The sequence below is a fragment of the Achromobacter sp. DMS1 genome (assembly GCF_001270295.1).
In genome coordinates, this window is sequence record NZ_LHSJ01000238.1 from 1 (window position 1) to 10,737 (window position 10,737).

At 69.4% G+C, this 10,737-nt stretch carries 7 protein-coding genes and 7 pseudogenes; 9 read left to right on the forward strand and 5 right to left on the reverse strand.

Features of this window, described 5'->3' with window-relative positions; genetic code table 11:
- Positions 1-67: 67 nt before the first annotated feature.
- From AD428_RS20965 to fabI, 3 pseudogenes are all read left to right on the forward strand, one after another.
- A pseudogene (locus AD428_RS20965) lies at positions 68-1,000 on the forward strand (phosphate acetyltransferase); the annotation flags it as partial.
- Positions 1,001-1,045: 45 nt separating this feature from the next.
- Positions 1,046-2,219, forward strand: a pseudogene (locus AD428_RS20970) (acetate/propionate family kinase).
- Between the two features lie 7 nt (positions 2,220-2,226).
- Positions 2,227-3,001, forward strand: a pseudogene (gene fabI / locus AD428_RS20975) (enoyl-ACP reductase FabI).
- A gap of 14 nt (positions 3,002-3,015) precedes the next feature.
- Here fabI and AD428_RS29010 read toward each other — a convergent pair.
- Both AD428_RS29010 and AD428_RS29015 read right to left on the reverse strand, forming a co-directional pair.
- Complete coding sequence (locus AD428_RS29010) at positions 3,016-4,434, reverse strand: SulP family inorganic anion transporter (protein WP_255352285.1); 1,419 nt, start codon at positions 4,432-4,434, stop codon at positions 3,016-3,018.
- Positions 4,425-4,703 (reverse strand): SulP family inorganic anion transporter, encoded by a 279-nt coding sequence (locus AD428_RS29015; protein WP_255352286.1) that lies wholly within the window; start codon positions 4,701-4,703, stop codon positions 4,425-4,427. Before AD428_RS29015 ends, AD428_RS29010 begins: the two co-directional genes overlap by 10 nt.
- 116 nt (positions 4,704-4,819) lie before the next feature.
- Here AD428_RS29015 and glnP point away from each other — a divergent pair.
- Positions 4,820-4,981 (forward strand): annotated as a pseudogene (glnP, locus tag AD428_RS20985) (glutamine ABC transporter permease GlnP); the annotation flags it as partial.
- Positions 4,978-5,706, forward strand: coding sequence for a glutamine ABC transporter ATP-binding protein GlnQ (glnQ, locus tag AD428_RS20990; protein ID WP_053246465.1), 729 nt, complete (start codon positions 4,978-4,980; stop codon positions 5,704-5,706). The pseudogene glnP and the gene glnQ, both read left to right, overlap by 4 nt.
- A 29-nt stretch (positions 5,707-5,735) precedes the next feature.
- Here glnQ and AD428_RS20995 read toward each other — a convergent pair.
- A pseudogene (locus AD428_RS20995) lies at positions 5,736-6,386 on the reverse strand (response regulator).
- A partial coding sequence (locus AD428_RS21000; protein WP_235491047.1) for a sensor histidine kinase occupies positions 6,383-6,658 on the reverse strand: 276 nt, incomplete at its 5' end. The pseudogene AD428_RS20995 and the gene AD428_RS21000, both read right to left, overlap by 4 nt.
- 158 nt (positions 6,659-6,816) lie before the next feature.
- Between AD428_RS21000 and AD428_RS21005 the strand changes: the two are divergent.
- From AD428_RS21005 to AD428_RS25615, 4 genes and pseudogenes are all read left to right on the forward strand, one after another.
- Positions 6,817-7,599, forward strand: a pseudogene (locus AD428_RS21005) (type I glyceraldehyde-3-phosphate dehydrogenase); the annotation flags it as partial.
- A 100-nt stretch (positions 7,600-7,699) separates the two neighbouring features.
- Complete coding sequence (locus tag AD428_RS21010) at positions 7,700-8,893, forward strand: phosphoglycerate kinase (protein WP_053246467.1); 1,194 nt, start codon at positions 7,700-7,702, stop codon at positions 8,891-8,893.
- A 146-nt stretch (positions 8,894-9,039) separates the two neighbouring features.
- Positions 9,040-9,213 carry a hypothetical protein gene (locus tag AD428_RS27230; RefSeq protein ID WP_200908079.1) on the forward strand — a complete coding sequence of 58 codons (174 nt, stop codon included), beginning with the start codon at positions 9,040-9,042 and terminating at the stop codon, positions 9,211-9,213.
- Positions 9,153-9,561: pseudogene (locus AD428_RS25615) on the forward strand (transposase); the annotation flags it as partial. The gene AD428_RS27230 and the pseudogene AD428_RS25615, both read left to right, overlap by 61 nt.
- Before the next feature lie 287 nt (positions 9,562-9,848).
- On the opposite strand, the gene AD428_RS21015 reads toward AD428_RS25615, so the two are convergent.
- Positions 9,849-10,737, reverse strand: an 889-nt coding sequence (locus AD428_RS21015) for a Bug family tripartite tricarboxylate transporter substrate binding protein (protein WP_053246468.1), incomplete at its 5' end; no start/stop codon positions are given.

Genomic DNA, 10,737 nt, shown 5'->3' on the forward strand with positions numbered 1-10,737 from the left:
CGCCCCGCAAACCGGCCGCCGCCAGGCGCGCGGCCCCGCGCAGAAAATCGACCAAGGCCCAACCGGAATGACGCTGCCCGCCACTTCCCACTACGACCGGCTCATCGCGCGCGCCCAGACCCTGCCGCCCGCGGTGCGCGCATCGCGCATCCCTGCGACAGCCCTCGCTCTCGGCCGCCCTGGAGGCGCGCGACCTCAACCTCCTGCGTCCGGTGCTGGTCGGGCCGGAGCACAAGATCCGCGCCACCGCCGAGCAGTTCGGGCTCGACCTGGGCGATACGCGCATCGTCGACGCGCCGCACAGCCACGCAGCCGCGGCGACGGCCTGTGCCTGGTGCGCGCCGGCGAAGCCGCCCTGCTCATGAAAGGCAGTCTTCATACCGACGAGCTGATGCGCGAGGTGGTGGCGCGCGACACCGGGCTGCGCACCGGCCGGCGCATCAGCCACGTCTTCATCATGGAAGTGCCCACGTACCCGGAGCCGCTCTTCATCACGGACGCGGCCATCAACATCTTCCCCGACCTGGAAACCAAAGCCGACATCATCCGCAACGTCATCGACCTGCACATCGGCCTGGGCCTGGGCGAGCCGCGCGTGGCGATCCTCTCCGCGGTGGAACAGGTCACGCCCACCATCCCCGGCACCATCGACGCCGCGGCCCTGTGCAAGATGGCCGACCGCGGCCAGATCCAGGGCGGCGTGCTGGACGGGCCGCTGGCGCTGGACAATGCCATCAGCCCCGAAGCCGCCCGCATCAAGGGCATCCGCTCGCCGGTGGCGGGCGTGGCCCAGGTGCTGGTGGTGCCCGACCTGGAAGCCGGCAACATGCTGGCCAAGAACCTCACTTTCCTGGCCAACGCCGAGGCCGCCGGCATCGTGCGCTCGGCGCGCGCGTGCTCCATCATCCTGACCAGCCGCGCCGACAGTCCGCGCACCCGCCTGGCCTCGTGCGCCGTGGCGGCCATCTACGCGCACTACCTGGCCCAGCAGCAGGCGCTGCGCTGGCCTGAGCCCAGGCGCGTCGACACCGAAAGAAGCCCCGCCATGACCGACACCATCCTCGTCATCAACGCCGGCAGCTCCAGCATCAAGTTCCACCTGTACGACATCGAGGGTCCGCAGGAGCTGTCCCCGCGGCTGGGCGGCCAGCTCGACGGCATCGGCACCCGACGTCCCCGCCTGCGCGTGCGCAATGCCGCGGGCGAAACACTGGTGGAGCGCGAGATCGCGCCCGGGCACGCGGCCGACGTGCCCAACGCCCAGGAAGTGGTGGGCACCTGGCTGAGCGGGCACCTGGGCGGTGCGCCCGCTCGCCATCGGGCATCGCGTGGTGCACGGCGGGCCCGACCTGGCCGAGCCGGTGCTGTTCGACGACGCCCTGCTCGCCCGCCTGGAAGCGCTCTCGCCGCTCGCGCCGCTGCACCAGCCCAACAACCTCGCCCCCATCCGCGTCATCCGCGAACGCCGTCCCGAGATTCCGCAGGTCGCGTGCTTCGACACGGCGTTTCACCGCACCCACTCCGACGTGGCCGACCGCTACGCGGTGCCGGAGCGCCTGTACGAACAGGGCGTGCGGCGCTACGGCTTTCACGGGCTGTCCTACGAATACATCGCCCAGCGCCTGAAAAAGGCGCTGCCCGACATCGCCATGGGCCGCATCGTGGCCGCGCACCTGGGCTCCGGCGTGTCGGCCTGCGCCATCCACCAGGGCAGGAGCGTGGACAGCACCATGGGCTTCACGGCGCTGGAGGGCCTGCCCATGGGCACCCGGCCGGGCCGGCTGGACGCGGGCGCCGTGCTCTGGATGATGGAACAGGGCATGGGCCACGACGAAATCGAACACCTGCTCTATTACGAATGCGGCCTCAAGGGCCTGTCGGGCATCAGCAACGACATGCGCGAACTGCTGGCCAGCGACACGCCGGCCGCGCGGCGCGCGCTGGCGTATTTCGCCTGGCGCGTGGCCGAAGGCATGATGGGGCTGGGCTGCGCCATGAACGGCATCGACGCCATCGTCTTCACCGCCGGCGTGGGCGAGAATTCGCCGCAGATCCGGCAGGCCATCGCCGACCACTGGGGCTGGCTGGGCGTGGAGCTCGACCCCGAGCGCAATGCGCGCCACGGTCCGCGCATCTCCACCGAGCAGAGCCGCATCGGCGTCTATGTGGTGCGCACCAACGAAGAGCTCATCATCGCGCAGCACACGCTGGCGCTGTGAGGCCGCAATGAGCGCCGCCCGGCCGCTGGCCGGCAAGCGCGGGCTGGTCACCGGCATCGCCAACGCGGACTCCATCGCCTGGGGCTGCGCCAAGGCGTTCCGCGCGCTGGGCGCGGAGCTGGCCGTCACCTATCTCAACGATAAGGCGCGCGTGCACGTCGAGCCGCTGGCGCGGCAGGTGCAGGCCGCCATGCTGATGCCGCTGGACCTGTTGCGCGACGGCCAGCTCGAAGCCGTTTTCGCGCGCATCGACAAAGAATGGGGCAGCCTGGATTTCGTGCTGCATTCCATTGCCTACGCGCCGCGCGAAGACCTGCACGGCCGCGTCGCCGATTGCTCGCGCGCGGGCTTCCTGCAGGCCATGGACGTGTCGTGCTGGTCTTTCATCCGCATGGCCAAGCTGGCCGAGCCGCTGATGCCGCGCGGCGGCGCCCTCTTCTGCATGAGCTACTACGGCTCGCAGATGGTGGTCGAGCACTACAACATGATGGGGCCGGTGAAGGCGGCGCTGGAATCGGCCACGCGCTACCTGGCGGCCGAGCTCGGCCCGCACGGTCATCCGCGTGCACGCGATATCGCCCGGCCCGCTCAAGACCCGCGCCGCCTCGGGCATCGCCGAGTTCGACGCGCTGCTGGACCGCGCCCAGGCCAAGGCCCCGGCCCGCAGCCTGGTTTCGATCGACGACGTGGGCGAAGCCACCGCCTGGCTGGCCACGGACGCCGCGCGCCTCATGACGGGCCAGACGCTGTATATCGACGGCGGCTACCACATCATCGACTGAAAGCCGCGGCCCGCTCAGCCCAGGGTCGCGGGCGCCGCCTGGCGCCAGCGTTCGATGGCTTCCACCGCCTGCTCGGCGCTGCCGAAGATGCGCTCGCGCCCGACCTTGTCCGCCAGACCCGACCGCTCCAGCGCCAGCCGGAACTGCCCATGGCCGCCCGCGATGGCCAGCGCGATGCCGCGCGCATCCAGCTCGCGCTTCAGTCCGTACAAGGCTTCCACGGCATCGGCGTCCGCCTGCGTCATGGCCTCCGCGTCCAGCACGAACCATTGCACATCGCCTGCCCGGTCCATGATTTCGCGGGCCCGGCGCCGGAACGCATCGGCATTGAAAAACCAGACCGACGATTCGAACAGCCACACCACGATGCCGGGCACGGGCCGGGCGTCGGGGTTCAGGTGCAGCTTGCCCAGCACGGTTTCGCCCGGCAGCCGGCCCAGCAGGGCATCGCGCGGATTGGCCGACACGTACATGGCGTAGAGCAGCGTCGCGCCCACCGACACGGCCACACCCTGCAGCACGCCGAATCCCACCACCCCCACCGCCGCCAGCAGCGCGAACGCCAGCTCGATCCGGGAAATCCGCGCCAGCCGGCGAAACGCCGCCAGGTCGAACAGACTGGCGGCCGCCAGCAGGAGAATGGCAGACAGCACGGCCTGGGGCAGCCAGTACAGGGGCTTGCCCAGCAGGCTTACCACCAGGGCCAGCGCCACCGCCGCGCTGGCGGCCGTCAGGGGCGAGGAGCCTCCCGCGGCCAGCCCCACGGCCGTGCGCGAATCCGCGCCCGTGACCGCAAAGCCGTGGAACAGGCCCGCCGCCACGTTGGCCGCGCCGAAGCCCACCAGCTCCCGGTTGGGGTCGATGTGCTCGCCCGAGTGTGCGGCAAAGCTGCGCGCCGTGACGATGCCGCTGGAAAAACTCACCACCAGCACGCCGGCCGCCCCCCAACACCACGCCGTCGATGCCCGCCATGCGCGGCGGCAGCCCGACGCCGGCAGGCCGGCGGGCACGTCGCCCACCACGGCGATGCCCAGCGCCGGAAAGTCCAGCATCCAGGAAAGGACGCAGGCCAGCGCCACCAGCAGGATGGGGCCCGGCCAGCTCGGCCGGTAGCGCTTGAGCCAGATGAGCGCCGCGCACGACACCAGCCCGAGGCACAGCGTGGGCAGGCGGATCTCGCCCACCCGCCGCGACAGCTCCAGGAACGGATGGACCAGCCCGCTGTCGCGCAGCCCCACGCCGGTCAGCCCGTGGCGCTGCGACAGCGCCAGCACGACGGCCACTCCCGCCATGTAGCCCACCAGCACGGGCCGCGAAAGCAGGTTGGCCAGCACGCCCAGCCGCAGGACGCGGGCGGCCAGGCAGCCCAGGCCCACCGTCAGCGCGATCGCGCTGGCGCCGGCCAGGCGTTCCTCGGGCGTGATCAGCGCCATGGTACCAGCGTGGCGGCGATCAGCGTGCAGGTGGCGGTGTCGGGCCCCACGATCAGCGTGCGCGACGATCCGAAGAGCGCATAGCCCAGCATGCCCGCAATGGCCGCCCAGATTCCGGCCACCGGCGGCACGCCCATCATGGCCGCATACGCCAGCCCCACGGGCAGCGCCACCGCCGCCACGCTCAGGCCCGCCGTGACATCCCGCCTGGCGGAATCGCGCGTGATTCCCCGGAAATGGTTCAAGCCTGGAAAGAGGCGCAGCAGCATGGCGGAAGACGGAAGTGACAAGGGGATAGGCCCGCAGGCGTGTCGGCGACACGCGCTAGCCTACACCAGCCCGGCGCGGGCGTGCCTTGCGGCTGGCAGGCCCCGCCGCATCATTCCTGATCGGCGTGGCCGAGCTTACGCGCCAGGGCCAGGAAATCATGGCGAGCAATTTCCGCGCGGTGGAAATCTGGTCGGCGGTCGCCGTCGTGTACCTGATCCTTACCGGCCTCATGGCGCTGGGCCTGCGTCTGCTCGAAAAGAGGATGCGCATACTATGAGCATGGTCGAATTTTACAACGTCACCAAGCGCTTCGGCGACTCGCTGGTGCTGGACGGCATCACGCTCAACATCGAGGCGGGCGAGGTCGTGGTGGTGGTGGGCCCTTCGGGGTCGGGCAAGTCCACGTTCCTGCGCTGCATCAACGTGCTGGAAACGATCAACGGCGGAGACCTGCTCGTGGACGGCCTGAGCGTGAAGGGCGACGCGGCCCAGGTGCGCGAGATACGCCGCGAGGCGGGCATGGTGTTCCAGCAGTTCAACCTGTTCCCGCAGATGACGGCGCTGGAAAACGTGATGTTCGGCCCGGTCCACACCCGCGGGCAGAGCCGCGCCGAGGCCCGCCAGCTCGCGCAGGAGCTGCTGCGCAAGGTGGGCCTGGCCGAGCGCATGGACCACTATCCCGCCGAGCTGTCGGGCGGGCAGCAGCAGCGCGTGGCCATCGCGCGCGCGCTCGCCATCAAGCCCAAGCTCATGCTGTTCGACGAGCCCACCTCGGCGCTCGACCCGGAACTGCGCCACGAAGTGCTCAAGGTCATGCGCGACCTGGCCGAGGAGGGCATGACCATGGTGGTGGTCACGCACGAAATGGAGTTCGCGCGCAAGGTGGGAAGCCGCCTCATTTTCATCGACGGCGGCAAGATCGCCCACGACGGCCCGCCGGCAGAGCTGCTGGGCAACCCGCCCAGCCAGCGCCTGCGCGATTTCCTGCAGCACGTGGGCTGATCCGGGCGGCGGCGCCCATGCGCCGCGCGCTACAGGCCGCGGTGCTCCACCGCGTACTTGATGAGTTCGGCCTGGCCGTCGATGCCCAGCTTGCGCTTGATGTTCAGGCGATGGGTTTCCACCGTGCGCACCGACAATCCGAGCTCGCGGGCGATCTGCTTGTTGGCGTGGCCGTCGGCGATGTGGCGCAGCACGTCGCGCTCGCGCTGCGTCAATGCCGCGGCCGCAGCGCTGGCCTGCGAAAGGCGCAGGGCCGCCGCGGCGCTGAAATGGCTGCGCCCCGCCATGATGGCCTGGATGGCGGCCACGATTTCCTGCGCGGGCTCGTCCTTGAGCAGATAGCCGCGCGCGCCCGCCCTGACGGCCTGCACCATGTACTCGGGATTGTCGTGCATCGAAAGCACGACGATGGCCATCTGCGGATAGCGCTCGCGCAGCTGCGCGGTGAGTTCGAGGCCGCCCACCCCCGGCATGTTCAGGTCCATGAGCGCGAGGTGCGGCAGCGCGCCGCCGTCGGGGTCGCGGGGCCATGCAGGCGCGCAGGAATCCAGCGCGCCGGCGGCGTTGCCCGCTCGCCCACCACGCGCAGGCCGGGCACGGTTTCCAGCCGCAGGCGCAGGCCGTCGCGCACCACGGTCGTCGATGAGCAGCAGGCGGATCTCGTCGGAGGAATCGCTCATGCCTGGGGTTCCGTGGGAGTGGGCAGCGGCAGCCAGGCCTGCAGCGTGGTGCCGCGCGGGCCCGAGCGCAGGTTCAGGGTGCCGGACAGCGCCGCCATGCGTTCGCGCATGTTGCGCAGTCCGATGCCGCGCTGCGGGTCGTGGTGAACTTCGCCGTAGTCGAAGCCGGCGCCGTCGTCGGAAATGGTCAGCCGCAGATCGCGCGCGCCGTAGGCCAGGGCGACGTCGGCCCGGTGCGCGCGCGCATGGCGCAGCACATTGGTGAGGGCTTCNCTCGGTGTCGCCGTCTAGCTGGAAAATCGTCACCGGGTCCAGGAACGCATTCCAGACTTCGACGGTACGGGTTGTGGGAATGACGAGATTGCCGAACTCGATTCTGGACGGCTGCAGGTAGATCCGGTGGTAGTAGTCYWCSGKGACAAGAWCCYCAGTGTTGGCCAACCGCAACCCGGCCGAGCTGCCCTGGGGCGAGCTCAACGTGGACGTGGTGCTGGAGTGCACGGGCTTTTTCACCTCCAAGGAAAAGGCCAGCGCCCACCTGAAGGGCGGCGCCAAGAAGGTCATCATCTCCGCCCCGGGCGGCAAGGACGTGGACGCCACCATCGTCTACGGCGTGAACCACAACGTGCTCAAGGCCGAGCACACCGTCATTTCCAACGCTTCGTGCACCACGAACTGCCTGGCCCCGCTGGTCAAGCCGCTCAATGACAAGCTCGGCATCGAGAACGGCCTGATGACCACGGTGCACGCCTACACGAACGACCAGGTTCTCACCGACGTCTACCACGAAGACCTGCGCCGCGCCCGCTCGGCCACCATGAGCATGATCCCCACCAAGACCGGCGCTGCCGCCGCCGTGGGCCTGGTGCTGCCCGAGCTGAACGGCAAGCTGGACGGCTACGCCATCCGCGTGCCGACCATCAACGTGTCCATCGTCGACCTGTCCTTCATCGCCAGGCGCGACACCACGGTCGAAGAAGTGAACGGCATCCTCAAGGCCGCCTCCGAAGGCGAGCTCAAGGGCATCCTCGACTACAACACCGAGCCCCTGGTTTCGGTGGACTACAACCACAACCCGGCTTCCAGCACCTTCGACGCCACGCTCACCAAGGTGTCCGGCCGCCTGGTCAAGGTGTCGTCCTGGTACGACAACGAGTGGGGCTTCTCCAACCGCATGCTCGACACCACCGTCGCGCTGATGTCGGCCAAGTAAGCCGCCTGACGGCAAGCCCGGAGGGGACGGATTTGCTTTCCGCGCGGGCGGAAAGCGGGTTCGTCCCCTTTGCACGAACCTCCGCAGGAGAACGAATCCCATGCCCAAGGTAAAAACCCTGTCCGCGCTGGCCAAGGCCGGCGAATTGTCCGGCAAGCGCGTCTTCATCCGCGCCGACCTCAACGTGCCTTTCGACGATGCCGGCCGCATCTCCGAAGACACCCGCATCCGCGCCTCCGTGCCCGGCATCCGCCTCGCCCTGGATGGCGGCGCCGCCGTCATGGTCACCTCGCACCTGGGCCGGCCCAAGGAGGGCCAGCTCACCGACGCCGACTCGCTCGCCCCGGTGGCGCAGCGCCTGTCCGAGCTGCTGGGCGCGCCCGTGCAGCTGGTGCGCGACTGGGTGGACGGCGTCACCGTCGAGCCCGGCCGCGTCGTGCTGCTGGAAAACTGCCGCGTGAACCCCGGCGAGAAGAAAGATGACGAAACCCTGGCGCGCAAGATGGCCGCGCTGTGCGACGTCTACGTCAACGACGCCTTCGGCACCGCCCACCGCGCCGAGGCCACCACGCACGGCATCGCGCGCTTCGCGCCCGTGGCCTGCGCCGGCCCGCTGCTCGAGGCCGAACTCGACGCCCTGGGCCGCGCCCTGCACGAACCCAAGCGTCCGCTGGTGGCTATCGTGGGCGGCTCCAAGGTCTCGACCAAGCTGTCCATCCTGCAATCGCTGGCCCACAAGGTCGACCAGCTCGTGGTGGGCGGCGGCATCGCCAACACCTTCATGCTCGCCGCCGGCCTGTCCATCGGCAAGTCGCTGGCCGAGCCCGACCAGGTCGCCGAGGCGCGCGCCGTCATCGATCTCATGAAGCAGCGCGGCGCCGAGGTGCCGATCCCGGTGGACGTGGTGTGCGCCAAGTCGTTCGGCGCCGACGCCGAAGCCACGGTGAAGCCGGCCGACCAGGTTGCCGATGACGACATGATTCTCGACATCGGCCCGCGGACCGCGGCCCAGCTCGCCGACATCCTCAAGAAGGCGGGCACCATCGTCTGGAACGGCCCGGTCGGCGTGTTCGAGTTCGATCAGTTCGCCCACGGCACCGAGACGGTGGCGCGCGCCATCGCCGACTCCGAGGGCTTCTCCATCGCCGGCGGCGGCGACACCCTGGCCGCCATCGCCAAGTACGGCATCGGCGAACAGGTGGGCTACATCTCCACCGGCGGCGGCGCCTTCCTGGAATTCCTCGAAGGCAAGACCCTGCCCGCGGTGGCGGCGCTGGAAGCAAGAAACGCCTGAGCGCGCTTCGCATCCGCATCGGACGGCGCGGCGCTTTCCGCGCCGTCCGGCCGTCAGCGCCCCGCCAGGGGCGCTAATGAGACGGTCAGCCCGATCCCCACGAAGCGGTACGCTGAGTGGGGATCGGTCTTTCTGGGAGCCCTCTCATGAACACCGTCACGCTAATTGGCATTGATCTGGGCAAGCATGGCTTTCATTTGCACGGGCAGGACGCGACCGGCAGAATGGTGTTTCGCAAGAAGTGCTCGCGCCAGCGGCTGAGCGCGGCCAGCGGCTCCCGGAACTCCCCGGCATCGGGCCGATCACGGCGAGCGTGCTGATGACAGAACCGGGCGATGCGCGGCAAGTCGGCTCGGCACGCCAGTTCGCCGCTTCGGCGGGCTTGGCGCCTCGCCAGTACAGCACGGGCGGCACACCCACGCTGTTGGGTATCAGCAAGCGCGGCGGCAAGAATCTCAGACGATTGTTGGTGCAAGGCGCACGAGCGGTCATGCAACGCATCGGGCGGCGCACGGATCGACTCGGCATCCGGGGGGCGCGAGCTGCCGGCAAGGCGTCACTCGAATGTGGCGGCCTGCGCGCTGGCCAACAAATTGGCGAGGATAGCCTGGGCCATCCTCGCCAACGGAACGCACGACCGAAGTGAGCAGGCGGTTGGCGCAGGCTGACCTTCATCACCGTTTTACGCTGTCACTTCCTGGTCTTGCGACGCGAGTACGTGCAGACATAAACGGCTCGACGGCCTGGCAGGAAACCCGGCAAAAAATTCAGCACTTGGATGCTAGGGCGCTTTTGAGGGTTGCCGGGCGCGGCTCTCGTCATGGAGCGGGGACTTGTCCCCAACCGGCTCCGAACAGATTTGGGCAAAGCCCAATTTGCGCCAACACTTCCTCGCTGGCAAAAATCGGGCTGACCATAGATTTTTTCTTGAAAGGCCCGGCGGCGGGCCCTGGACCTACTCCATCCTGGCGCCCGACAGTTTCACGATGCCGGCGTAGCGGTCGATTTCCGTTCGCATGAACCGGCCGAACGCTTCCGGCGTCTGCGCGTCGGGCACCTGGGCGCCCATGGCCTCCATGCGCCGGCGCATGTCGGGGTCGGCGGCGACCGCATTGATTTCCCGGTTCAGGCGCGCCACCACGTCCGGCGGCGTGCCCGCGGGCGCCACGATGCCGTACCAGGCGGAGGCGTACATGTCGGCCACGCCCGCTTCCGCGAAGGTGGGCACGTCCGGCAGGGCGGGCAGGCGCTTGCGTGCGGCCACGGCCAGGGCCCGCAGCGAACCGGCCTGCACCTGGGCGAGCGAGCCCGTGTCTATCATCATGTCCACCTGTCCGGCGAGCAGGTCCGCCACGGCCGGGCCGCTGCCCTTGTAGGGGATATGCACCACGTCCACCCCGGTGCGGGCCTTGAACATGCTGCCCGCGAGATGCTGGGACGACCCCACGCCGCCGGAGCCATAGTTGAGTTTCCCGGGCCTGGCCCGGGCCGCCTGCACCAGTTCCTGCACGGAATGGAACGGAGACTGCGCGGGCACCTCCAGAATGTTCGGGATTTCCGCCACGAACGCCACGGGCGTGAAGTCCTTGACCGGGTCGAAACCCAGGCGCGAATACAGGTGAGGATTGGCCGCGTTGGTGGAACTGGTGGCCACCAGCAGCGTGTAGCCGTCCGGTTTCTCGCGCACGAAGGCGGCGGTGCCGATGTTGCCGCCCGCGCCCGCCTTGTTGTCCACGATGACGGTCTGGCCCAGCCGCTCGCCCAGGCGCTGGGCCAGCATGCGGCCCAGCGCATCGGTGGCGCCGCCGGGCGGCCAGGGCACCACGAGCCTGATGGGGCGGTCG